Genomic DNA, 24475 nt, shown 5'->3' with positions numbered 1-24475 from the left:
GTGAGTTCATACGGCCTTTTGCGTTTCAGCGCCGGGCTATGTCGGAGAAGTAGAACTTATCCAGCGTATGCCGCGACTCGGTGTACTCGAATTGCCGCCCATCCTGCAGGAATGTCTGGTTACTGACCACAATCACATGGCTCTGGCCGTCGAGGTCCAGGTGTTGCTGGTCGTCCTTGCTGCGCGGCACCGCTTCGATGGTGCGCTGGGCGTAGGCGATCTGCAGTTGCAGGGTTTGCTCGATGAAGGCATAGATCGAGTGCTCGGCGATTTCGCGGGACAAGCCGGGAATCACGTCGCTGACGAAATGGTTGATGTCCAGGATCACGCGTTTGCCGTCGATCCGCCGCACGCGCTTGATCCGCGTGATCAGGCTACCTTCAGCCGCCTTGATGTGTTCGAGCAGCGGGCCTTCGAGGGGAATCTGGGTGAATTCGACCACTTCGGTGCTGACGTCGTTGCCCAGTCGCGGGTAGGTTTCCTGGAAGCTGACGATGCCGCCGAGCTGAAACTCGATCGGGTTGGTGGACAGCACGAAGGTGCCTTTGCCGTGGACTTTCTGGGCGAAACCGCGCTCCTGCAATTGCTCGATGGCCTTGCGCACGGTGCCGCGACTGGCTTGATAGCTGTCCATCAGTTCGGTTTCGGAAGGCAATCGGGCGCCGCGTTCCAGACGTTCGGTGGTAATGCTGGCAAGCAGATCGCTGTAGATCTGGTTGTATTTACTCATGGGGATGGCTCTGTGCCGCGTTGTGCTCAAGGTTTTGAACCTTAAGGGCAGGGTAGGGGTTTGTCCATGCGGCTTTGGGTTTCTTTGACTTCGGAGGTAGGAAATATCGCCGCCTGTCGGGTTCAGGATAAACAAAATCAAACTCGTCTGTACGAGTTGTTGCTTTAACTCGTACAGACGAGTATTTTTCGCTTCGGCGTGCTGCCAATAACAAAAAACTACAGCGGAAGAACAAGCATGAGCCATGACTATCCGAACATCGTCACCGAGCTGCTGCATAGCCTCGGTGGCAGCGACAACCTCGAGCAGGCCGCGCACTGTGTCACACGGCTGCGCCTGGCCCTCAAGGACCCGAGCCTGGTCAACAGCGCCACGCTGAACCAGATCGATCTGGTCAAGGGTTCGTTCTATACCGGCGGCTTGTTCCAGGTGGTGATCGGCCCCGGCGAAGTGGAAAAGGTCTACGCCGAGCTGCGCCGACAGACCGGTCTCGCCGTCTCGACCATCGCCGACGTCAAACAGAAAAGCGCCGACAAGATCAACGCCATGCAGCGACTGGTGCGGGTGTTTTCCGATGTGTTCATGCCGATTCTCCCGGCGCTGATCATTGCCGGCCTGTTGATGGGCATCAACAACCTGATCGGCGCCAAGGGCATGTTCATCGAGGGCAAGACCCTGCTGGACGCCTATCCGACGCTGGACGGGCTCTGGAGCCTGATCAACCTGATGGCCAACACGTCCTTCGTGTTCCTTCCGGCGCTGGTGGGCTGGTCGGCGGCCAAGCGCTTTGGCGGCAGCGAAATCCTCGGCATTGTGCTCGGCCTGATGCTGGTGCACCCGGATCTGCTCAACGCCTGGAACTACGGCAAAGCGGTGGCCGGGCTTGAGGGGCAGAGCCTGCCGTACTTCGACATCCTCGGTGTGTTCCAGATCGAGAAAGTCGGTTACCAGGGGCAAATCTTGCCGATCCTGCTGGCGGCCTATGTGATGAGCGTCATCGAAAAGTGGCTGCGGGCGCGGGTGCCTAACGCGGTGCAATTGCTGGTGGTGCCGATCACCACCATCGTCGTCACCGGTGTGCTGGCGCTGGCGGTAATTGGTCCGGTGACCCGCCATCTGGGGATTCTCATCACTGAAGGCGTGGTCACCCTGTTCGACCTGGCGCCGATGGTTGGCGGGGCGATTTTCGGCCTGCTCTACGCACCACTGGTGATCACCGGCATGCACCACATGTTTCTCGCAGTCGACCTGCAACTGATCTCCACCCAGGGCGGCACGTTCATCTGGCCGATGATCGTCATGTCCAACCTCGCACAAGGCAGCGCGGCACTGGGGGTGTTCTACATGACCCGCAGTGTGCGGGACAAAAGCATGGCCTCGACCTCGGCGATTTCTGCCTACTTCGGCATCACCGAACCGGCCATGTTCGGGGTCAACCTGCGCTACAAGTTTCCGTTCTATGCGGCCCTGATCGGCTCGGCCCTGGGCTGCGTCTTCCTGTCGCTGAACAAGGTCCAGGCCTCGGCGATCGGCGTTGGCGGTTTGCCCGGTTTCATCTCGATCATCCCGCAGTTCATCCCGATGTTCGTGGTCGGGATGGTGATTGCCATGGTCGTGCCGTTTGTTTTGACCTGCGGGTTGAGCATGAAGATTGTCCGGCCCGGGTATCGGGTCGCCTGATAGATCGCATTCGCCAGTACCTATTCAAAAAGGAATCCGCCATGCAAGACTGGCAACGTTCGGTGATCTACCAGATCTACCCGAAGAGTTTTCACAGCCACGCCGGCAACCCCACGGGGGATTTGCTCGGCGTCGTGGCCAAGCTCGATTACCTGCACTGGCTGGGTGTCGATTGCCTGTGGATTACGCCGTTCCTGCGTTCGCCCCAGCGTGACAACGGTTATGACATCAGCGATTACTACGCCATCGACCCGAGTTACGGGACCATGGCTGACTGCGAGTTGCTGATTGCCGAAGCCGCCAAGCGCGGGATCAAGCTGATGCTCGACATCGTGGTCAACCACACCTCGATCGAACACACCTGGTTCCAGCAGGCCCGCAGCAGCCTCGATAGCCCTTACCGCGACTTCTATATCTGGCGCGACCAGCCGAACAACTGGGAATCCAAGTTCGGCGGTTCGGCCTGGGAGTACGAAGCCCAGACCGGCCAGTATTACCTGCACTTGTTCGACCACACGCAGGCCGACCTGAACTGGGACAACCCCAGGGTGCGCGCTGAAGTCTTCAAGATGATGCGATTCTGGCGCGACAAAGGCGTGGGCGGTTTCCGTCTGGATGTGATCAACCTGATTTCCAAACCGGCGGATTTCCCTGAGGACAACACTGACGGTCGACGCTTTTACACCGATGGCCCGAACGTCCACGAGTACTTGCAGCAGATGCACCGCGAAGTGTTCGAAGGTCATGACCTGATCAACGTCGGCGAGATGTCGTCCACCAGTCTGGAACACTGCATTCGCTACTCGCGGCCGGAGTCGAAAGAGCTGTCGATGACCTTCAACTTTCATCACCTGAAGGTTGATTACCCGAACCTGCAAAAGTGGATTCGCGCCGATTTCGACTTCCTCGAACTCAAGCGCATCCTCTCCGACTGGCAGACCGGCATGCAGGCCGGCGGTGGCTGGAACGCGCTGTTCTGGTGTAACCACGACCAGCCGCGGGTGGTTTCGCGGTTTGGTGATGACGGCGAGCATCGGGTGGTGTCGGCGAAGATGCTCGGCACCGCGTTGCATTTCCTCCAGGGAACGCCGTTTGTGTATCAAGGTGAAGAGCTGGGCATGACCAATCCGGGGTTCGATCACATCGATCAGTACCGCGATGTCGAGACTCTGAACATCTTCCGGCTCAAGCGCGAGGCCGGTGCCAGCGACGCCGACAACATGGCGGCGATCATGCAGAAGTCCCGGGACAACAGTCGCACGCCGATGCACTGGAGCGCCGAGCCGAACGCCGGTTTCAGCGCTGTCGAGCCGTGGATCGGAGTGCCGGCCAATGCCGCGCAAATCAACGTCGCCCACCAACTCGACGACCCGGATTCGGTGCTGCATCACTACCGTCAGCTGATTGCCCTGCGCCGCAGTGAAGCGCTGATGTCCGATGGTGTGTACCGACAGTTGTTGCCTGAACACACGCAAATCTGGGCGTACGTGCGTGAAGGCAATGGTGAGCGTTTGCTGGTGCTGAATAACTTTTATGGCACACCGTGCGAAGTTGAACTGCCGCCGGAGGTGATCAGCGAAGCGATGGCACAGCGTCTGGTGATCAGCAATTACCCGGACTGTCCGTCACGGCATCGGCAGGTCTTTTTAAGGCCCTATGAGTCGTTCGTTCTGCACCTGACCAACATTTAAAAACACTGTTTCGAACAACACGCAGAACACTGCGCGGGGGAGTTTTGCGCGCCGGTTTTGCTGCATCACACAATAAAAATAATGAGGTGGTTCTTGAAAACAACAATAAATCGCAGTCTTGCAGTTGCGGGTGTGTGCCTTGGATTACCGTTCTCGGCCCAGGCGCTGGAGTTCGCCGGCTATTTGCGTAGCGGTGTCGGCACCTCGGTCAACAGCAGTTCACAGTCGTGTTTTCAATTGCCGGGCGCGCAGTCCAAATACCGGTTGGGCAACGAATGTGAACAGTATGCTGAGCTGGAATTGCGTCAGGACCTGTTCACGCTGGACGACGGTTCGGTGCTCAGTGTCGACGGCATGGCTTCGCTGTATAACCAGTACGACCGCAACCTGACGTTCAATGGTGACAACGGCTCGGTGCGCATGCCGCAGCTGTATGCGCAATGGTCGAACATGCCCAGCCTCAATGGTGGTTCGCTGTGGGCCGGTCGGCGTTACTACAAACGTAACGACATCCATATTTCCGATTTCTACTACTGGAATCAGAGCGCCACCGGCGGCGGTATCGAAGACGTGCTGATCGGTGATCTGAAGTACAGCTACGCCTTCTCGCGCAAGGACAACCTGTACCAGAAGGACTACATCAACCGTCACGATTTCAACGTCTCCGGCTTCAACACCAACCCCGGCGGTGAGCTGGAGTTCGGCTTGAGCTACATCGACGAACCCGACAGCCGCGACGCTCACCGTGGCTGGGCGATCACCACCCAGCATGTGCAGAAGGGTTTCCTGGGCGGCAAGAACAAACTGGCCTTTCAGTACGGCGAAGGCCCCGGCACCGGGTTGGGCTATACCGGTAACGTGAAGCTGGACGACAGCAGTAAAAGCTACCGCGTGGTGGAGTTCTTCGACTGGCAAGTGACGCCGCGCTTTGGCGGGCAGGTCGAGGCTGTTTATCAGAAGGACATTCGCCCCGACGGCGCTGACCAGAACTGGATTTCCCTCGGGATTCGCCCGGCCTATGCGATCACCGAGCAAATCAAACTGGTGACCGAACTGGGCCACGATCAGGTCGAGGCCACAGGCGGCACGCGCAAACTGAGCAAGTTCACCATCGCCCCGACCTGGTCACCCAAGGGCCCGGAATTCTGGGCGCGCCCCGAGGTGCGTCTGTATTACACCTATGCCAGCTGGAACGAGGCGGCCAAACGGGTGGCCAATGAACTGGCTGCAGGTTCGGCGTTATCCGACACCGGCGCCTTCGGCACGGCGCGGCATGGTTCGAACGTCGGATTGCAGGTCGAGTATTGGTGGAAATAAGCGATGCTGTCGGGGCCTCGCGCTCCATCGGCACTTCAAAGAACAAAACAGCAGGTGACGTCATGGCCACACCCCAACAATTGCAATTGCTGGCACCCTTGTCCGGCGTGCTGATGCCGCTGGACCAAGTGCCCGATCAGGTGTTTTCCAGTCGCGTGATCGGTGACGGTCTGTGTATCGACCCGACCTCGTCCACCTTGTGCGCACCGCTGGCTGGAGTGATCAGCAATGTGCAGGCCAGCGGGCATGCCGTCAGCATCACCGACGACAACGGCGTGCAGGTGTTGATGCACATTGGCCTCGACACTGTGAACCTGGCCGGCAAGGGCTTCACCCGGTTGGTGGAGGAAGGTCAGCGGGTTGAGGAGGGGGAGGCGCTGATCGAGTTCGATGCCGATTACATTGCCTTGAACGCCCGCAGTTTGTTGACCTTGATGCTGGTGGTCAGCGGCGAGCCGTTTACCTGGCTGGCCCCTGAAACGGGGGTGGTGCAAAACGGTCAGCCGTTGCTGAGCTTGAATCCGTCTGAAGTAGCGGCCGATGAGCCGGAGGAGGGCGAGGCACTGTTCTCAAAACCGCTGACGCTGCCCAATCTCAATGGCTTGCACGCTCGCCCTGCGGCGGTGTTTGCCCAGGCGGCGAAAGGTTTTTCGGCGAGTATTTGTCTGCATAAACAGCAGGACAGCGCGAACGCCAAATCCCTGGTGGCGATCATGGCGTTGCAGACCGCTCACGGCGACATCGTGCAAGTCAGCGCGGCGGGCGCGGATGCCGAAGTGGCGATCAAGACCCTGGTCGAGTTGTTGGCCGCCGGGTGCGGAGAAGCCGTGACGGTGATGGCAGAGGTTGAGACGGTTGCGACTGATGCTTCATCGCTGAAGGTGTTGCACGGCGTCTGTGCATCGGCGGGGTCGGCGTTTGGTCAGGTGGTGCAGATCGCGCAGCAGACCCTTGAAATCATTGAATCCGGTCGGGGCGCGCAAGTTGAGCGCGAGCACCTGTCCCAGGCGTTGGCGACGGCAGTCCTGGACCTGCAGCAGTTGCGTGACCAGGCCACGGGTGACACCCAGGCAGATATCTTCAAGGCGCATCAGGAACTGCTCGAAGACCCAAGCCTGCTGGATCAGGCCCTGGCGCTGATCGACGCCGGCAAAAGCGCCGGTTTCGCCTGGCGGGCGGCCACCGAGTCGACGGCTACCTTGTTCAAAAAACTGGGCAATGCCTTGCTGGCCGAACGGGCTGCGGATTTGGCCGACGTGGGTCAACGGGTACTCAAGTTGATTCTCGGTGTGGAGGATCAGGCGATGGAGTTGCCGGAAGGGGCGATTCTGATTGCCGAGCAACTGACACCTTCCCAGACGGCAGGGCTGGACACGCGCAAGGTGCTCGGTTTTGCAACGGTCGGCGGTGGCGCCACCAGCCACGTGGCGATTCTCGCCCGGGCCTTCGGCTTGCCAGCGATCTGCGGTTTGCCGGTTCAGGTGCTGGCACTGGCCAACGGCACGCGGGTTTTGCTCGATGCCGACCAGGGCGAGTTGCAGCTGGATCCCGAACTGGCCGCTATCGAGCAGTTGCAAGCCAATCGTCAGCGACAAAAGAAACGCCGGCAATATGAATTGGAAAATGCCGCGCTGGCTGCCTGTACCCGCGATGGTCATCACGTTGAAATCACCGCCAACATCGCTTCGCTGGCCGAAGCTGAGCAGGCCATGACACTGGGCGGCGAGGGCGTCGGTCTGTTGCGTTCGGAGTTTCTTTATCTGGATCGCAACCATGCACCGAGCCATGACGAGCAAGCGTCCACCTACAGCGCTATCGCCCGAGCATTGGGGCCAGCGCGCAGTCTGGTGGTGCGGACCCTGGATGTCGGCGGCGATAAACCATTGGCCTACGTGCCGATGGACCGCGAAACCAACCCGTTCCTGGGCATGCGCGGCATTCGTTTGTGCCTGGAGCGTCCGCAGCTGTTGCGCGATCAGTTCAAGGCGATCCTGAGCAGCGCCGGGCTGGCTCGCTTGCACATCATGTTGCCGATGGTCACGCAGTTGTCGGAGTTGCGGCTGGCCCGTCAGCTGCTTGAAGAGGAAGCGCTGGCAGCAGGGCTCACGGAACTGCCGAAACTGGGGATCATGATCGAAGTACCGGCCGCGGCGCTGATGGCGGATCTGTTTGCGCCCGAGGTGGATTTCTTCTCCATTGGTACCAACGACCTGACCCAATACACCTTGGCCATGGACCGCGATCACCCGCGGCTGGCCAGCCAGGCTGATAGCTTTCATCCATCGGTGCTGCGCTTGATCGCCGGTACTGTGAAAGCCGCTCATGCCCATGGCAAATGGGTCGGTGTGTGTGGTGCCCTGGCTTCGGAACATCTGGCGGTGCCGCTGTTACTGGGGCTTGGCGTGGATGAGTTGTCGGTGAGCGTGCCGCTGATTCCGGCGATCAAGGCGGCGGTTCGCGAAGTCGACCTGCTGGACTGTCAGGCCATTGCCCAGCAAGTGCTGGGGCTGGAAAGTGCCGGGCAGGTGCGCGAGGCATTGCGGCTGCACCACGAGGCCACGGTCGATACTTCACTGGTTCTGGAGAACTGAGCATGTTCGAGAAAATACAGCGGGCGTTCTGGAAAGCGTTGACCCCGGATCTGGTAGTGGATGAGTCGAAAGCGGTAGCTCAAGCCGTTTCCGGTCTGGCACCGAATGTCGTGGCCGCACTGGGCGGTGTGGATAACCTCAAGTCGCATCAGCCCGTGGCGCTGACCCGGATGCGGGTGGAGTTACGGGATGTGGCGCGGATGGATCGGCAGGCGTTGACGGCGGCGGGGGTGCCGGGAGTCATGATGCTGGATGGTGGGGTAGTGCATCTGATCACCGGTCTGCAGCCATAACCGGACCTTTGTGGTGAGGGGGCTTGCCCCCGTTGGGTCGCGAAGCGGCCCCAAACCCTTCAATCGCACTGCATCAGACACACCACGTCGGATGGTTTTACGACTGCTTCGCAGCCGAACGGGGGCAAGCCCCCTCGCCACAGATGCGTTGTCAGCCTTACGTTGACTGCGCCCATCCGCCGCGTTGCCCTTACTGTTTCTCATCCGCAGGTGTATCGTATTCGCCTTTTGCAGGCACCGTGCCTGTGGCTGATACGTGAGGTAGTTGAGTTCATGTCCTTTACCCGTCGACAAATACTCGGTGGTCTGGCCGGTCTTGTGGTGGTTGGCGTGGGGGCCGGTGGCGCGTCGCGTTACTGGCTGGGCAAGATGGCCGACGCTGAGGCCGGCCATGACTATGAGCTGATCGCCGCACCGCTGGACGTCGAACTGGTAGCCGGGCACAAGACCGAGGCCTGGGCGTTCGGCCCCTCGGCGCCGGGCACTGAGTTGCGTGTGCGTCAGGGCGAATGGCTGCGGGTGCGCTTCATCAACCACTTGCCAGTGGCGACCACCATTCACTGGCACGGCATCCGTCTGCCGCTGGAAATGGACGGCGTGCCCTACGTGTCGCAATTGCCGGTGCTGCCGGGCGAATACTTCGACTACAAATTCCGCGTGCCCGACGCCGGTAGCTACTGGTATCACCCGCACGTGAACAGCAGCGAAGAACTCGGTCGCGGGCTGGTCGGTCCGCTGATCATCGAAGAGCGCGAGCCCACCGGTTTCAAGTACGAAAAGACCTTGAGCCTCAAGAGCTGGCATGTCGATGAAGAAGGCGCTTTCGTGCCGTTCAGCATTCCTCGTGAAGCGGCCCGTGGCGGTACGGCCGGGCGCCTGTCGACCATCAATGGCATCTCGCAAGCGGTGATCGACTTGCCTGCCGGGCAGATCACCCGCGTACGCCTGCTCAACCTCGACAACACCCTGACTTATCGCCTCAACATCCCCGGCGTCGAAGCGCAGATCTATGCGCTGGATGGTAATCCCATCGAACCGCGCCCACTGGGCAAGGAATACTGGCTCGGCCCGGGCATGCGCATTTGCCTGGCAATCAAGGCTCCGCCGGCCGGCGAAGAACTGTCCCTGCGCAACGGTCCGGTACGCCTGGGCACCTTCCGCTCAGTGGCCAATACCGACGCGCCGACCGAGTGGCCGCCGGCACTGCCCGCCAACCCGGTGGCCGAGCCAGACCTGGCCAATGCCGAGAAACTCAACTTCAATTTTGAATGGGTGGGCTCGGTGTCGGTTAACGTCGACAATGGCAAGCCGCCCAGCCTGTGGCAGATCAACGGCAAGGCTTGGGACATCACCGACAAGACCTGTGCCGACCGACCGATTGCCAAGCTCGAAAAGGGCAAAAGCTATATTTTCGAATTGAAGAACATGACTCAGTATCAGCACCCGATCCATTTGCATGGCATGAGCTTCAAAGTCATTGCCTCGAACCGGCACAGGGTTATCCCGTACTTCACCGATACTTACCTGTTGGGCAAGAACGAGCGCGCGCAAGTGGCGCTGGTGGCGGATAACCCGGGCGTCTGGATGTTCCACTGCCATGTGATCGACCACATGGAAACCGGCCTGATGGCCGCCATCGAGGTGGCGTGATGCGGCAGATACGCCCCGCAGCGATTATCGACCGTAGCCGTGATCGTGACTTCATGCGCGAAGCCCTGGCCCTTGCCGCCCAAGGTGCGGCGCTGGGTGAAGTGCCGGTGGGCGCGGTGCTGGTGCAGGACGGTGAAATCATCGGGCGCGGTTTCAATTGCCCGATCAGTGGCAACGACCCCAGCGCCCACGCGGAAATGGTCGCGATCCGCGCCGCCGCCCAGGCCGCCAGCAACTATCGCCTGCCGGGCAGTACGCTATACGTGACGCTGGAGCCGTGCAGCATGTGCGCCGGGCTGATCGTGCATTCGCGGATTGCACGGGTGGTGTATGGCGCGCTGGAGCCCAAGGCCGGAATTGTGCAGAGCCAGGGGCAGTTTTTTACCCAGGGCTTTTTGAATCACCGGGTGCTGTACGAAGGCGGGGTGTTGGCCGAGGAGTGCGGGGCAGTGTTGAGCGAGTTCTTCAAGGCCCGAAGAGCAAAACCTTCAGACTAAACACTGATCCTGTGGGGGCGGGCTTGCCCGCTCCCACAGGTTTTTCGATGCCTGGGCAATAGGCTTTTATTTGCGGGCAACAATCACCGCACGCATCGGCGCCGGCAGCCCTTCGATCGTTTTGCTGTGATCATCCGGGTCAAGGAAGTCGCTCAACGACTGATACTTCATCCACTCCGTCCCGCGTTGTTCCTCGACCGTGGTCATGCTCACATCCACGCAACGCACATCGCTGAACCCGGCGCGACGCAGCCACAGCTCCAGCGCCGGCACCGACGGCAGGAACCAGACATTGCGCATCTGTGCGTAACGGTCTTCCGGCACCAATACCTGCTGTTGATCGCCTTCGATCACCAGCGTTTCCAGCACCAGTTCACCACCCTTGACCAGACAATCCTTCAGCGCCAGCAAATGCTCGATCGGCGAACGGCGGTGGTAAAACACACCCATGGAAAACACCGTGTCGAACCCTTCCAGATTCGGCGGCAGGTCTTCGAAAGGGAAGGGCAGGTGCCAGGCATTGGGTTCGGACAGGTAACGCTGCACTGCCTGGAACTGGCAGAAGAACAGCCAGTTGGGGTCGACACCGATCACGCTGTCGGCCCCGGCACCGAGCATGCGCCACATGTAATAGCCGTTGCCGCAGCCGACATCGAGGATGCGTTTGCCCTTCAGGTCCAGATGCGGAGCCACTCGGGACCATTTCCAGTCCGAGCGCCATTCGGTGTCGACATGCACGCCGAACAGGTCAAACGGCCCTTTACGCCAAGGTGACAAGCCCATCAGCGCGCTGCGCATTTGTGCACGGGTTTCGTCGTTGCAATCGGTGTCCAGCTTAAGGCCGTTCAACAAGTCGACTTCGCTCGGCTGGATCTTCGGCAACGCATCCAGTGCGCTCTGCCAGCGTTCCAGGTCGCCGTGACCTTTCTCCATTTTCTTGTCGAGTTGCACTTGCAGGGTGTTGGCCCATTCGGCCAGCGGAGTACCGGCCAGACGGCGGGCGAGGGGAGACAAATCAATCATGGCAAGGCAATCAACGAGGCAAAGTTAAGACACTGGAACCACGGCACGACTTTCGAGAACCCGGCGGCCAACAGGCGTTCGCGATGTTCTTCAAGGCTGTCGGGCTTCATGACATTTTCGATGGCGCTGCGCTTCTGGGCGATTTCCAGTTCGCTGTAGCCGTTGGCGCGTTTGAAGGCCACGTGCAGATCGGTGAGCAGCGCGTGTTCTTCGGGGTCATTGAAGCGCAGCTTCTCCGAAAGAATCAGCGCGCCACCGGGCAGCAACGATTGGCGGATACGCGCGAGCAGCGCGGTGCGCTGGTCCGGGGCGATGAATTGCAGGGTGAAGTTCAGCGCCACCACCGAGGCTGGCTGAAATTCCAGGGCAAGGATGTCGCCTTCGATCACTTCCACCGGCAGCAACTCCTGGAACATCGAGTCCTGGCCGTTGAGGTATTCGCGGCAACGCTCGACCATGGCCGCGGAGTTATCCACAGCAATGACGCGGCAGCCGTCGGTACGCACGTGGCGGCGCAAGGCCTGGGTCACGGCGCCCAGCGACGAACCCAAATCATAGAGCACGCTGTTTGGCTGAGCGAATTGCGCGGCGAGCACGCCGAGGTTTTCCACGATGGTCGGATAACCCGGCACCGAGCGCTTGATCATGTCCGGGAACACCCGCACCACGTCCTCGTTAAAGGCGAAGTCAGGCACCTGGGCCAAAGGCTGGGCGAAAAGGCGATCGGATTCTTTGCTCACGGCGGTTCCAGCGGTGTAGGTGGAAAAGGCCGGCATTTTAGCCAACTTGGCGCGGGGATGCGCGGGTTTGCTGATAAACCGGCTGGTTGATGCAATTTGAAGGGCGAAGGGGCTTTTGTGGCGAGGGGGCTTGTCGGAACGCCGCATCGCCCCGTTCGGCGGCGTAGCCGTCGTAAAGCGGGTAGATGCAATTAATTTGAAAGGATGCGGCGGCTGGGTTTGGGGCTGCTGCGCAGCCCAACGGGGGCAAGCCCCCTCGCCACAGGGTTAGCGTTGCCGCTGGGTGAACGCCGACGCCGCAATCCCCCATTGTCCCAACCAGTAACTCAGAATGATCACGTAAGGCGCGGCATGAAATGGCATCACAAACCGGTTAATGCCAATCACACTGTCAGAAAACACAAACGCCACCGCGCCCGCCGCCGCCAACAGCGCCGAGCGTTTGGGCACGTCGGTGCCGACTCGGGCCAGGGCGCGCCAGAGCATGGCGCTGATGGCCAGACCGTAGACGATCACCGGGACCAGCAGCGGCCCCAAACCATTGGAAATCAGAATCCCCAGCAGCACGGCACCCACGCCGAAGGCGAGGATCAGCGGCAACACAGCCAGACGCCGGCAATCGCTCAAGTAAGCCTTCAGATACGCCAGATGCGCGAGCAAAAATGCTCCAAGTCCAAACACGAACAAGTCTTGCGGCCATGCCAGCAACACATCGCCGACCAAGGAGAAAATCAAACCCAGGCTGATCCAGCGCCGATACTCGCTGGGCGGTGCATCGTGCAACCAGCCGAGCAGGGCCAGCACAGGCATCGGTTTGACCAGCAGGCAGAGCAGCGCGGCATGCACGCTCAGGCCATACACAAAGGTCACCGCGCCCATCAGCGCCAGAATCAGCCAGCCCACGATCAGTTAACCGCGATGGCGCAGTCGAAGGTTTGCACCGCCGGTACTTCCGGTGCCCACGGTTGTGAGTAAGTCAGCCGCAGGCGGCCAGTGCCGGTGGCGAAGGCCTGGAAACGCCAGGTCGAGACGCCGGCACTGCCGACGATCCCGGCGTCTTCCGGGTTGCTGTAAACCTCGGGGCTGAGCGCGCGCAACACACCACCGGCCGAATCCTGGATCGCCCAGCGGTAACCCGTGGTCGGGTTGCTTGGCAGCGTCAGGATCAGGGTTTGCCCGTTGTGCAGTTTCGCCGGGCATTCGCTTTGTTTTTCCACGGTCAGGTTCTGTTTCGGTTGCGAGGCGCAAGCACTCAGCAGAGCAAGGGCGAGGGGGACAAACAGGCGAGTGGGGGACATAAGATCAGCGGCTCCGGCGTTCACGACGAACGGCGAGCATAACTGAAGATGAGACAAATTGTGACGAGGGGCTGAGTCTCAGGTGAAATCGTTGGCTCGGCAAAGGATTCTTCTATGAAACCCGGATGCTATGCCAACGATTTACCTGTTGCACACGTCTGATCGCTAACTCGAAGTGAGGTCAAAACTCCCTTCAATGTGCAATCGAAGGTTAGGAGGGTAGTCGGCCTTTACATCAAAAGACATTTTGAAGTGCTGAGTGGCCTTATCGAAATCCACGGTGCAGGTGCCCTCAGAGATTTTCGCCTTGTCGGTAATTTGGCCTTTTTTGGTGATACAGACCAGGGTATCAATCCCCTTGGGATAAGTATGTGATCCGTTTTCCACATCCTTTTTAGTGGTTATGTAAATGGACTGGAAATCATCATTAGGTAACTCGCTACCCATCGAGCCACTGAAATGATGAATGTCATCTGCATCTGAATAGATATTGACGCGGGCCGCAATGAAGTCGCTGCCATCGATAGTTGCGGTAAAAGTGCCAGTTGTTGCGCTGGTAATGGTGGACGGAGTCATTTCCAAACCTTTTAGTTGTAGAGAGGGATAGTGTCGGGATGAATGTCACTCGCAATCAGCATGCCCAGTAGGCGGAGAGAAATGAACTGTCAGAGTTGACAGTTTTTTAGACTGTTTTTTCTGTGGTTACTGTTTTTTTGGATATAAAATAGTCGCCGCAAGTCGAGAGTTTTGAGGGGGCTGGATCATCTGGGGCCGCAGCATAGCAAACTAAAAAGCCCGCTGAATCTGCGCAGATCAGCGGGCTTTGTGTAATGAGTTGCGTTTGAAAAATTACAGCGTACCGAAGACTTTCTTCGCCAAACTGGTCGCCGCTGCCGCAGGGTTCTTGCGAATGGTTTCTTCCTGTTTGCCAATCATCTCGAACAACCCGTTCAACGCCTGCTCGGTGACGTAGCTTTCGATGTTGGCGTTTTTCGCATCCAGTACACCCAGCGTCGCGGCTTGCCCGGCGAACGCGTTGTATTGCTGAGCCAAGCCCACTTGGTCGGTGGCTTGCTTGACGATCGGCAAGAACTTGGTGCGGATCTGTTCGCGGCTGGTTTTGCTAAGGTACTGAGTGGCCGAATCCTGGCCGCCGCTGAGAATCCCCTTGGCATCTTCCACGGTCATCTTCTTCACCGCATCCACCAGAATCGGCTGAGCCTGCGTTACCGCCGCTTCAGCTGCCTTGTTCATGCTGGTTTCCAGTTGATCGACCTGATCGCCCATGCCGAACTGTTTCATTTTCTTGGCGACCTTGCCCAGTTTCCCCGGCAGTTCGATTTTCACGTCCGGGTTGTTGCTGAAGCCGCCGGGTGTGCCCAGTTGTTTAACGGCCAGCTGCGCGCCTTGGGTCAGGGCGTCCTTGAGCCCGCCGGTGGCGTCTTGTTGCGACAGGTCACTGAGTGACAGTGCCAGGGCGTTGGCGCAAATCATCAAGCCTGCGCACAGGCCGGCGAAGCGAAGGGTAGGGCGGAGCATGGTGGCTTCCTTGTTCAGAAAAAAAGGTTCAGAAAAGTGAATTAACGGACCGCGTCCACACGGATTTTCAGGGGCTGCGGATCGCTGCCATCAAGTTGCACGGCGTGATGTTCAGTGGTGATGAACATCAGTTTGCCATTTATTTCTATGCGCGCGCTGACGGAATAGCGATGGCCGGGTTTAATCTGGGCCGGATCGAAACTCAGATGAAACGGCAGCGGCACCTGGCTTTTGACCGGGCCTTTCTGTTCGTCGAGCACTACCGCTGGTGCGTCGGCCAGAGACACATCTTGCAAGCTGACGCCCAAGGTCGCGCTCGGTGGCAGAGCGAGGCGTTGCAGATAGAACACTTCTCCGTCGAGGCTGGCGTTGGCGGTCGGCTGCGGTGACTGACAGGCGCCCAGCAGCGCTGCGACGGCGAGAATGGACAGTCTCTTCATTGTCGAACTCCGTAGCGAAGGCACCAGAAGATGCTGGTGCCAAAACCAATTTAACGGAATTTTACGCTGGATTCTCGGTTGTGTTTGCTCGCTGTCCAGTGATTACACGATGAAGAACGCTACTGGAAAGACAACTTCACGATGCGTGTCACTATTTTGCAGGTCGACGGTAAAGTAATGATCGGCTTTTACCATTAGGGTTGCGTCAGGATCATCTGTGCGATTCAGATACCTTCCATCGTCTGGTTGGTTGTGGCCAGGTTGCCAAATGTTCATAACAACGCGATAAGTTTTTTGCGCATCTTCGGGGTCTTGATTTAGTTCAAGGCCGCTGACGGATACACCCTCTTCGAGGCTCTCTTCAAAGGATGTGCTGATAAGGTTTTCTTCCGAGTCGCTGGCAACTTCGTAGAGATATTCCTCCAGAGCGAAATGCTTTTCGATTTTATAGGGTACATATTTTAGATCGTATTGGATTTCTATTTTCTTGGTCATTTTAACTTCCTTGTTGAGGTGTTGCTGCGTGTCATTAAGGCTAACACCGTTGTTTAGTGCTTGACGGTACAGAGTTGTATATGGGTATTTGTTTGGCGAAAGTTTTCTGGGGCGTATGGCGGTCTTGATGTGTGTAAAACGGAAAGAACATCCTTGTTCTTTCCGTTTATTACCTTTAAGGGGTGATCACATCGGTTTCTGCCGCATCTTCACTGCGATGCAATGCCACCTGACGGATCGACAAACGAATCTCCGCCGGCAATACCCGTTTGGCCGCGCCTTCGGCCAGTTCACCCAGCAGTTCGTGGTAGCTCAGTTTGCCGGCTTCGTCGCGGCGCAGCACGTCGAGATCCAGCATCGTCTGGATGAAGTGCCGGAACAGGCTCTTGTCGAAAAACTCCGGGGCATTCAGGCCGTGGAGGATCGACAGGCGCTGGGCCATAACGGTGCACAGGTCTTCCAGTTCTTCGGCGCTGATGCTGTTCTGGCCGCTGTTGAGCAGCAGGGAAACGGTCATGTAGAAGCGTTGCAAGGTCTGGGCAATGCTTTTTGACAGCAGCGTCAACAACACGAAATGTCGCGAACTTGGCGCCGGACGCAGGTACACGTCCTTCTCGAAACGCAGCAGGCCTTGCTCGACGAAGGCTTCGAGCCACTGATCGATCACGCCATCGAGTTCGTCCAGTGTCCAGCGAATGAACAGCTCCGATTGCAAGTACGGGTACAGCGCACGGGTGTAGCGCAGGATCTGCTCGCGGCTCATGCGCGACGCGCTCTGGAAGAAACTCGCCAGCAGCGACGGCAACGCGAAGATATGCAGCACGTTGTTGCGATAGTAGGTCATCAGGACGGCGTTCTGTTCGTCCAGGTACAGAATTTTGCCCAGTGCATCGTTCTGCTCAGACAGCAGGTCCATGTCTTTCACATGCTCGATCAGTGCGCGGCCGTCACCGTCCGGCAGGGTGGTGTGCGGCGAGTAGGGAACCTTGCGCAACAGCGCCAGATACAAATCGAGCACCCGCGCCATGGCGCGATCGTCCAGGGCCAGGCGGCTGGTGGACAGCAACGCCAGGGCTACCAGATTCACCGGGTTGATCGCCGCCGCTTCGTTCAGATGCTGTGCGACTTTCTCGCCGAGGCGGTTGGTGGTTTCGTTGAGCCAGGCCGGTTTGAATTGCGGGCCGTGTGCCTGTTGGCGCCAGTCTGGCTGTTCGCTGTCGAGGAACTCCGCCAGTTTGATCGGCTCACCGAAGTTCACCGCGACCTGACCGAAACGCTGTTTGAGCGCGCCGATGACTTTGAAGATGTCGAAGATCGATTCTTTCTTCTTGCTCGCGCCACGCAATTCGCCGAGGTAGGTACGGCCTTCCAGCACGCGCTCGTAACCGATGTACACCGGCACGAACACGATCGGCATGCGCGACGAACGCAGGAAGCTGCGCAGCGTGATCGCGAGCATCCCGGTTTTCGGTTGCAGCATGCGCCCGGTGCGCGAACGGCCGCCTTCGACGAAGTATTCGACTGGGAAGCCTTTAGTGAACAGAGTGTGCAGGTATTCGTTGAACACCGAGGTATAGAGCGGATTGCCCTTGAACGTGCGGCGCATGAAGAACGCACCGCCGCGACGCAACAGACCGCCGATCCCCGGCATGTTGAGGTTGATCCCGGCGGCGATGTGCGGCGGGGTCAGGCCGTTGCGGAACAGCAGATAGGACAGCAGCAGGTAGTCGATGTGGCTACGGTGGCAGGGGACGTAGATCACTTCGTAACCCGGGGCGACCTTTTGCACGCCTTCGATGTTGTTGACCTTGATCCCGTCGTAGATCTTGTTCCAGAACCAGCTCAGCACCACTTCCATGAAGCGGATCGCGGTGTAGGTGTAGTCGGAGGCGATTTCGTTTCCGTAGCGCAAGGCCTGGGCCTTGGCTTTTTCCGGGGAGATGTTTTCGCGCTCGGCTTCGTCGAGGATCGCTTGCTTGACCAGCGGCTGGTTGAGCAGGCCTTTGACCAGGTTGCGCCGGTGGGAAATGTCCGGGCCGATCACCGCGGCTTTCAGATTGCGGAAGTGCACCCGAAGAATCCGCTGGGCCATGCGCACCGTGCGCTCGTGGCCCTTGTTGTGTTCGATCAGTTCGCGCAGATGGATCGGTGCCGAGAACTGCACCCGGGTCTTGCGCCCCAGCACGATGATGCTCAGCAACCGGCGCAACCGTCCGGTGACCGCCCAGCTGTCGGCGAACAGCAGCTTCCATGGGCTCGACTCGCTGTCTGGCGACTGGCCCCAGAACACGCTGACCGGAATGATCTGCGCGTCTTCGGCGGCGTTCTGGCTCAGGGCGCTGACCAGACGGGTCAGGGTTGGCGGCGCACCGCGTTTGTCCTGACGGCCAAGCCAGTCGGGATCCGGTGTCAGGTAAAAGAACGCGGCGGGCTCCACCAGCGCACCCACTGATACCGGCAATACCGGACGGGGAAGGCCGGCCTTGCTGCATTCGGTATCGACCACGGCAAGGTCGGTCAGCGAAGGATTTTGCAGGACGTAGAACACCGGCCGGCTGCGGTCGAGGTTAAGGGTGAACGACGACTGGTTGATCGTCTCTGAGCGAACCCAGAGGTACAGCAGTCGGCGCAGGGTGCCAAACACAAGACGGCGGAACGGGGAACGGGTCATACGGCTTCTGCGTGAGTGAATAAAACCGAGCAGTTGCTCGGGCGGGCGATAGTGTGCCGTATTCGCTGAAAATCGGCAAAAAAGCAGCGAAGTAAACTCCTGTTGAGAGTTTTTGCGCCTGTCATATACTCGGCGAGCCCGCACTGGCCAGACAGTGGCACCTTTCAGTGCAAGCGATGTTCCCGAGGCTTTCCTGCGAAAAGCCCGATCAATAATAAAAGAGGAGTATGAACAGATGGCAACACGCGAAACCGGCAACGTGAAGTGGTTCAACGACGCCAAGGGTTATGGCTTCATTCAGCGCCAGGACGGGGTGGACGTGTTCGTGCACTACCGCGCGATTCGCGGCGAAGGGCATCGCTCGCTGACTGAAGGTCAGCAGGTTGAGTATGCGGTGGTGGAAGGGCAGAAGGGGTTGCAGGCTGAGGATGTTGTAGGTCTGTAAACCTTAAGATCAAAAGATCGCAGCCTTCGGCAGCTCCTACAGGGGTACACAAAACTCTGTAGGAGAGCTGCCGAAGGCTGCGATCTTTTTCGTTTTACGCGGTTTTCCAGGTGATCTCTTCTTCGCCATCGACGCTGATGCGAATCCAGCGATCTGCCGTTTCCTCACCTTCTTCCTCGACCCAGCTACCCGGCGCGCAACGCACTTCGACGTTCAGTGCGGCAAATGCGGCGCGGGCGCAAGCGATGTCGTCTTCCCATGGGGTCTGGTCGCTTTCCAGGTACAGGCTGTTCCATTTTCCTACGGCTTTGGGCAGCCAGGTCACTGGCACGCTACCAGCCTTGCACTTGTAGGTCTGGCCTTTCTGAACCCAGTCGGTGCACGGGCCTAGAGCCGCGCCGAGCCAGGCCGCGATGGCTTTGTGATCGACGTCGGCGTCTTTCAGGTAAATCTCGATGTCCGGTTGGCGCATGGATGTCCTCACTGCGGGTCTGAAAAATCCATTCGCGGATTTAGCCGGCCTTGAGCCTTTACTCAAGACCAAAAATTAAAGTTGTTCTCTAACTACTACTGCAGAACGAAATAATCGTAGCGCATCGAAACGGTGACCTCGAACGGTTCCACTTGTTCAATGACTGCTGTCCGGCGTTCGGCACTGGCGCGCCAGCCGTGAGGTGTCATCGCCAAGAGGTTCGCGCGATCCTGACCATTGACCAGCGTCAGTTTGAATTCCAGGGTTTCGCTGTGTTGCAACGCCATGCCTTCCGGCACCAGCGCCAGGTGCTTGTCGTCGGTGTACTCGCGCACTTCGTCGTACAGCCGCTCACGCAATTCCATCAGATGGCCGCTGGTGGGCCCGACTTTCATCAAGCCGCCACCGGGGCTGAGCAGACGTTTGGCTTCTTCCCAGTCCAGCGGGCTGAACACGCTGGCCAGAAACTGGCAACTGCCCGAGGCCAACGGCACCCGCGCCATGCTGGCGATCAACCAGGTTAGCGCAGGGTTGCGTTTGCAGGCGCGTTTGACCGCTTCCCGGGAAATGTCCAGGGCGTAGCCATCGGCGTTGGGCAAGGCTTCGGCGATTTGCGCGGTGTAATAACCCTCGCCACAACCGATGTCCAGCCAGCGCTGCGGCGCATAACCGGCCGCCAGTTCCGCCAGACGCTTGGCCACCGGCGCGTAATGGCCGGCGTTCAGAAAGTCGCGACGGGCTTCGACCATCGCCTGGTTATCCCCAGGGTCACGGCTGTTCTTGTGCTGCACCGGCAGCAGGTTCAGGTAACCCTGCCGTGCGCGGTCGAAACGATGCCCGGCGGGACAGGCCACGCCGTTGTCCACCGCGTTCAGCGGTTCGCTGCAGATCGGACAGGCGAGCATCAGGCGAGCAACTTGATCAGGGTCTGGTAGTAGATTTCGGTCAGCACGTCGAGGTCGGCCGCCAGTACACGCTCGTTGACCTGGTGGATCGTCGCGTTGACCGGGCCCAGTTCAACCACTTGGGTGCCCATGGTCGCGATGAAGCGCCCATCTGAAGTGCCGCCGCTGGTGGAGGCTTTGGTGTCACGACCGGTGATGTCCTTGATGCTCGCCGACACCGCGTCGAGCAGCGCGCCCGGCTCGGTGAGGAACGGCAGGCCGGACAGCGCCCAGTCGATGTGCCAGTCCAGGCCATGCTTGTCGAGAATGTCGGCGACGCGCTTTTGCAGGCCTTCGACAGTGGACTCGGTGGAGAAGCGGAAGTTGAACACCGCCACCAGATCACCCGGAATCACGTTGGTCGCACCGGTGCCGGAATTGACGTTGGAGATCTGGAAACTGGTCGGCGGGAAGAAATCGTTGCCATGGTCCCAGTGCTCGGCGGCAAGTTCGGCCAGCGCCGGGGCGGCGAGGTGGATCGGGTTCTTTGCCAGGTGCGGATACGCCACGTGGCCCTGCACACCGCGCACGGTCAATTTGGCGCCGAGGGAACCACGACGGCCATTCTTGACCACGTCACCCACCAGGGTCGTGCTCGACGGCTCGCCGACGATGCACCAGTCCAGACGCTCCTTGCGGGCGGCAAGGCGCTCGACCACAGCCTTGGTGCCATGGTGCGCCGGGCCTTCTTCGTCACTGGTGATCAGGAACGCGACCTTGCCCTTGTGATCCGGATAGTCGGCGACGAAACGCTCGGCTGCCACGGTCATGGACGCAAGGCTGCCTTTCATGTCTGCCGCACCACGACCGCAGAGCATGCCGTGCTCGTCGATCACCGCGTTGAACGGATCGATCTGCCAGGCCGCCACCGGACCGGTCGGCACCACGTCGGTGTGACCGGCGAAGCACAGCACCGGACCGTCATGTTTGCCGTGGGTCGCCCAGAAGTTATCCACATCTTCGATGCGCATCGGCTCCAGCATAAAACCAGCATCGCCCAGGCGCTGCATCATCTGCTTCTGGCAATCGGCGTCGACCGGCGTCACGGATGGACGACGGATCAGGTCGATGGCGAGTTGAAGGGTCGGCGAAAGGTCGGCGTGGGCCGTCATGTAAGAACTCCGAGGTGCGCACGGTAAACATGTAGGGGCTGCCGAAGCAGCTCCTACCGAGTTTGTTGGCATTGAAAAAGGCGATCATTCTAAAGCAAAACGGCGGCCCGAAGGCCGCCGTTTGACGTTATCTAATAACGGATTACGCCGGTACCGGCGCAGCTTCTACCGAAGGTTTGGGCAGCGACGACAGGAACGCCATGATCAGCGCCGCCAGGTACGGCAGCGACTGCACCAGCAACATGGTCACCCAGAAGCGCATGTCGTTGCTTGGTATACCCTGCACCAGGAAGATCCCCAGCGCCGCGCCCCACAGCAGCAGCATGATGAACAGCTCTTCGCGAGCCTCCGAAATCGCCACCCAGAAGCCGTGGTTATCGGCATTTTTCGGTGTGCGGAAGAACGGAATGCTGCTGGTGAAGAAACCGTACAGCACCGCTTTGGCGATGGTGTGCGACAACGCCAGCCCGGCCAACGCGGCGCAGAAGGCGTCTTTCAGGTTGACCCCGACCGCGCGGCGGTACAGGAAGATGATCTTGCCCACCTTGAACACGAACAGCGCCAATGGCGGGATCGCGAAAATCAGCAGCGGTGGATCGACCCGTTGCGGCACGATGATCATCGCCGCCGACCACAACAGTGCGCCGATGGTGAAGAAGATGTTCATGCCGTCCGCCACCCACGGCAACCAGCCCGCGAGGAAGTGGTAACGCTGGCCACGGGTCAGCTCGGTGTCCTTGCCGCGCAGCAGGCTGGCGGTGTGACGCTTGATGATCTGGATCGCGCCATAGGCCCAGCGGAAACGCTGTTTCTTGAAGTCGATAAAGGTATCGGGCATCAGGCCTTTGCCGTAGCTGTCGTGGTAATACGCTGCCGACAGACCTTTTTCGAATACACGCAGACCCAGCTCGGCGTCTTCACAGATACACCAGTCGGCCCAGCCCAGTTCCTCGAGCACCGAGCGACGGGTCATGGTCATGGTGCCGTGCTGGATGATCGCGTCGCGGTCGTTGCGGGTGACCATGCCGATATGGAAGAAGCCTTTGTATTCGGCGTAGCAGAGCTTCTTGAAGGTGCTTTCGTTCTGGTCGCGGTAATCCTGTGGCGATTGCACCACGGCGATTTTCGGGTCGGCGAAGTGCGGCACCATGTGCTTGAGCCAATTCGGGTGCACGCAGTAGTCCGAGTCGATCACCGCAATCACTTCGGCGTCCTTGGCGGTGTGCGGAATCAGGTAATTCAGTGCGCCGCCCTTGAAACCGGCCAATGGCGCGACGTGGAAGAACTTGAAGCGCGGGCCGAGGGTTTCGCAATAATCACGCACCGGTTCCCAGACGGCCGGGTCCTTGGTGTTGTTGTCGATGATCAGGACTTCGAAGTCCGGATAGTCGAGGTTGGCCAGGGCGTTGAGGGTCTGTTTGACCATCTCCGGCGGCTCGTTGTAGCACGGTACGTGAATCGACACTTTCGGTCGGTAGTCCGAATCGCCCACCACTGGCAGGAATTCACGCCGGCGTTTGTGGGTCCAGACTGCTTCGGCCAGCTCATGGGCTTCAGTCAGCAGAACGATGAACACTCCGAGCGCACCGAGGGCAAGCAGGAAACCCACCGTCAGACTGAACCAGGTGCTGTATTGCTGGCTGTAGTCGTAACCGATCCACACCAGCACCGAACCGCAGAGGAACGCGATAAAGGTCAGGAAGGTACGGCCGCGTTGACGCAGGGCCGAACCGTCGATCATCAGCAGGGTCAGGGACAGCAGCGCCAGCACTACCGAGCCGATAGCCAGTACGCGCCATTGCGGGATCGCGACAACCGGGCCTTCGAAGTTGAATTTCTGCTGACGCGCGGCGTTGAACACGCCCCAGTATGCGCCCACCGAGCCTTCGTCACTGGCCTTCCACGGTTGGTCAAACGCTTCGATCACGAAGTAGTTGAAACCCTGGCGGTTGAGCTTGTTAACCAGCGTGCGCAGGTAAATCGCCTGGTCTGCCGGCGACGCATCGGCGCCACCGCGCATGCGGCCGTTGCTCGGCCAGCCGACTTCGGAGAGCAGCAACGGTTTTTTCGGGAACATCTTTTTCAGGTCACGGGCGCGGTCGAGAACGAACTGGCCGGCCTTGTCCACAGGGATGAACTCCCAGTAGGGCAGGACGTGAGCTGCGATCAGGTCGACGTGCTTGGCCAGTTCCGGGTGTTCTTCCCAGACGTGCCACTGTTCGGAGGTGGTGACCGGAACCTTAACGGCTGCGCGCACACGATCCAGGATCACGCTCAACTCGGCAGCGGTGATTTCCTTGCGGAAGATCGCCTCGTTACCGACCACAACGCGAACCACGCTGCGGGAGGTGTTGGCCAGTTGGATGGCGCGCTGAATCTCGCGCTCGTTGCGTTCCTGGTCCGGGCTGATCCAGATCCCCAGGGTCACCCGCAGGCCGAACTCTTCCGCCAGTTTGGGAATGTCCTCCAGCGTGCCGTCGACCGAGTAGGTCCGGATGTTGTCCGTCAGCTTGCTCATGATCTCCAGGTCGCGACGCATTTCATCGTCGGTCGGATACTGGTCTTTCTGCGGGTACTGGCCTTGTTGAAACGGCGAGTACGAGAAGCCGGAGATCTGTTCAGGCCAGTTGGGGGCGGTGACCGGGCGATTGACCAACGCCCAGAAACCGGTGAACAAGGCGGCGATTGCTAGAACCACTACCAGGTTGAGTCCAAATTTACGCGATGACATAGCTTTTTCGGGTTCCAAAGGCTGTGGAACGAAGGAACGGTTGGCGGCCGGCTGCCAGGTGGCAGGGGCGCGCATCCTACACTGGAGGTTCTCTGACCGTACAGCGAACAGGGAAA

22 protein-coding genes are annotated in these 24475 nt (G+C 59.4%); 8 read left to right on the top strand and 14 right to left on the bottom strand.

The genetic code is table 11. The features are described from left to right. Nucleotides 1-25: 25 nt before the first annotated feature. Complete coding sequence (gene treR, locus AF70_RS14150; RefSeq protein ID WP_019581045.1) at nucleotides 26-730, bottom strand: trehalose operon repressor; 705 nt, start codon at nucleotides 728-730, stop codon at nucleotides 26-28. Between the two features lie 237 nt (nucleotides 731-967). On the opposite strand from treR, the gene treP reads away from it, so the two are divergent. From treP to tadA, 7 genes are all read left to right on the top strand, one after another. Beyond that, nucleotides 968-2410 carry a PTS system trehalose-specific EIIBC component gene (gene treP, locus AF70_RS14145; protein WP_028939197.1) on the top strand — a complete coding sequence of 481 codons (1443 nt, stop codon included), beginning with the start codon at nucleotides 968-970 and terminating at the stop codon, nucleotides 2408-2410. A 41-nt stretch (nucleotides 2411-2451) separates the two neighbouring features. Beyond that, nucleotides 2452-4101 (top strand): alpha,alpha-phosphotrehalase, encoded by a 1650-nt coding sequence (treC, locus tag AF70_RS14140; protein ID WP_028939198.1) that lies wholly within the window; start codon nucleotides 2452-2454, stop codon nucleotides 4099-4101. A gap of 93 nt (nucleotides 4102-4194) precedes the next feature. Beyond that, nucleotides 4195-5418, top strand: coding sequence for a carbohydrate porin (locus AF70_RS14135; RefSeq protein WP_028939199.1), 1224 nt, complete (start codon nucleotides 4195-4197; stop codon nucleotides 5416-5418). 62 nt (nucleotides 5419-5480) lie between these two features. Beyond that, complete coding sequence (gene ptsP, locus AF70_RS14130; protein WP_028939200.1) at nucleotides 5481-8009, top strand: phosphoenolpyruvate--protein phosphotransferase; 2529 nt, start codon at nucleotides 5481-5483, stop codon at nucleotides 8007-8009. A gap of 2 nt (nucleotides 8010-8011) precedes the next feature. Next, nucleotides 8012-8302, top strand: a complete 291-nt coding sequence (locus AF70_RS14125; RefSeq protein ID WP_028939201.1) for a PTS transporter subunit EIIB — start codon at nucleotides 8012-8014, stop codon at nucleotides 8300-8302. Nucleotides 8303-8575: 273 nt separating this feature from the next. After that, entirely contained in the window at nucleotides 8576-9952 is a 1377-nt protein-coding gene (locus AF70_RS14120) for a multicopper oxidase family protein (RefSeq protein ID WP_028939202.1), read from the top strand. Continuing rightward, complete coding sequence (gene tadA, locus AF70_RS14115) at nucleotides 9952-10449, top strand: tRNA adenosine(34) deaminase TadA (RefSeq protein ID WP_019581038.1); 498 nt, start codon at nucleotides 9952-9954, stop codon at nucleotides 10447-10449. Before AF70_RS14120 ends, tadA begins: the two co-directional genes overlap by 1 nt. A gap of 66 nt (nucleotides 10450-10515) precedes the next feature. On the opposite strand, the gene cmoB is transcribed toward tadA, so the two are convergent. The 9 genes from cmoB to plsB all read right to left on the bottom strand — a co-directional run bounded on the left by cmoB (nucleotide 10516) and on the right by plsB (nucleotide 18655). Next, nucleotides 10516-11472, bottom strand: a complete 957-nt coding sequence (gene cmoB / locus AF70_RS14110; protein WP_019581037.1) for a tRNA 5-methoxyuridine(34)/uridine 5-oxyacetic acid(34) synthase CmoB — start codon at nucleotides 11470-11472, stop codon at nucleotides 10516-10518. Next, the gene (cmoA, locus tag AF70_RS14105) at nucleotides 11469-12248 is read right to left on the bottom strand and encodes a carboxy-S-adenosyl-L-methionine synthase CmoA (protein ID WP_018927038.1); all 780 of its coding nucleotides are present in this window, start codon (nucleotides 12246-12248) and stop codon (nucleotides 11469-11471) included. The genes cmoB and cmoA overlap by 4 nt, the downstream gene beginning before the upstream one ends. A 231-nt stretch (nucleotides 12249-12479) precedes the next feature. Continuing rightward, nucleotides 12480-13115, bottom strand: coding sequence for a lysoplasmalogenase (locus AF70_RS14100; RefSeq protein ID WP_028939203.1), 636 nt, complete (start codon nucleotides 13113-13115; stop codon nucleotides 12480-12482). Between the two features lie 2 nt (nucleotides 13116-13117). After that, nucleotides 13118-13510: a protease inhibitor I42 family protein gene (locus tag AF70_RS14095; RefSeq protein ID WP_018927036.1), complete on the bottom strand. Its 393-nt coding sequence runs from the start codon at nucleotides 13508-13510 to the stop codon at nucleotides 13118-13120. 165 nt (nucleotides 13511-13675) lie between these two features. Continuing rightward, nucleotides 13676-14086 carry a hypothetical protein gene (locus tag AF70_RS14090; RefSeq protein WP_018927035.1) on the bottom strand — a complete coding sequence of 137 codons (411 nt, stop codon included), beginning with the start codon at nucleotides 14084-14086 and terminating at the stop codon, nucleotides 13676-13678. Between the two features lie 273 nt (nucleotides 14087-14359). Continuing rightward, nucleotides 14360-15049: a DUF4197 domain-containing protein gene (locus AF70_RS14085; protein ID WP_007940472.1), complete on the bottom strand. Its 690-nt coding sequence runs from the start codon at nucleotides 15047-15049 to the stop codon at nucleotides 14360-14362. 41 nt (nucleotides 15050-15090) lie between these two features. Beyond that, nucleotides 15091-15489, bottom strand: coding sequence for a YbaY family lipoprotein (locus AF70_RS14080; protein WP_018927034.1), 399 nt, complete (start codon nucleotides 15487-15489; stop codon nucleotides 15091-15093). A gap of 102 nt (nucleotides 15490-15591) precedes the next feature. Next, a complete protein-coding gene (locus tag AF70_RS14075; protein WP_018927033.1) occupies nucleotides 15592-15984 on the bottom strand; it encodes a hypothetical protein in 393 nt (130 codons plus the stop codon). A gap of 175 nt (nucleotides 15985-16159) precedes the next feature. Further along, nucleotides 16160-18655, bottom strand: a complete 2496-nt coding sequence (gene plsB, locus AF70_RS14070) for a glycerol-3-phosphate 1-O-acyltransferase PlsB (protein ID WP_019581032.1) — start codon at nucleotides 18653-18655, stop codon at nucleotides 16160-16162. 235 nt (nucleotides 18656-18890) lie between these two features. Between plsB and AF70_RS14065 the strand changes: the two genes are divergently transcribed. Beyond that, nucleotides 18891-19100: a cold shock domain-containing protein gene (locus AF70_RS14065; protein ID WP_007940478.1), complete on the top strand. Its 210-nt coding sequence runs from the start codon at nucleotides 18891-18893 to the stop codon at nucleotides 19098-19100. A 94-nt stretch (nucleotides 19101-19194) separates the two neighbouring features. Here AF70_RS14065 and AF70_RS14060 read toward each other — a convergent pair whose 3' ends face one another. The 4 genes from AF70_RS14060 to AF70_RS14045 all read right to left on the bottom strand — a co-directional run bounded on the left by AF70_RS14060 (nucleotide 19195) and on the right by AF70_RS14045 (nucleotide 24359). Beyond that, nucleotides 19195-19572, bottom strand: a complete 378-nt coding sequence (locus tag AF70_RS14060) for a hypothetical protein (protein ID WP_018927031.1) — start codon at nucleotides 19570-19572, stop codon at nucleotides 19195-19197. Nucleotides 19573-19667: 95 nt separating this feature from the next. Further along, on the bottom strand, nucleotides 19668-20477 hold the full coding sequence (locus tag AF70_RS14055) for a putative RNA methyltransferase (RefSeq protein WP_018927030.1): 810 nt from the start codon (nucleotides 20475-20477) through the stop codon (nucleotides 19668-19670). Beyond that, on the bottom strand, nucleotides 20477-21628 hold the full coding sequence (dapE, locus tag AF70_RS14050; RefSeq protein ID WP_028939204.1) for a succinyl-diaminopimelate desuccinylase: 1152 nt from the start codon (nucleotides 21626-21628) through the stop codon (nucleotides 20477-20479). Before dapE ends, AF70_RS14055 begins: the two co-directional genes overlap by 1 nt. Nucleotides 21629-21770: 142 nt before the next feature. Then, nucleotides 21771-24359 carry a glycosyltransferase gene (locus AF70_RS14045; protein WP_026286491.1) on the bottom strand — a complete coding sequence of 863 codons (2589 nt, stop codon included), beginning with the start codon at nucleotides 24357-24359 and terminating at the stop codon, nucleotides 21771-21773. Nucleotides 24360-24475 lie beyond the last annotated feature (116 nt).

Origin of the sequence: Pseudomonas sp. KD5 (assembly GCF_012932895.1) — a bacterium.
Taxonomy (GTDB): Bacteria; Pseudomonadota; Gammaproteobacteria; order Pseudomonadales; family Pseudomonadaceae; genus Aquipseudomonas.
This window is presented reverse-complemented; position numbering and strand designations above follow the sequence as displayed.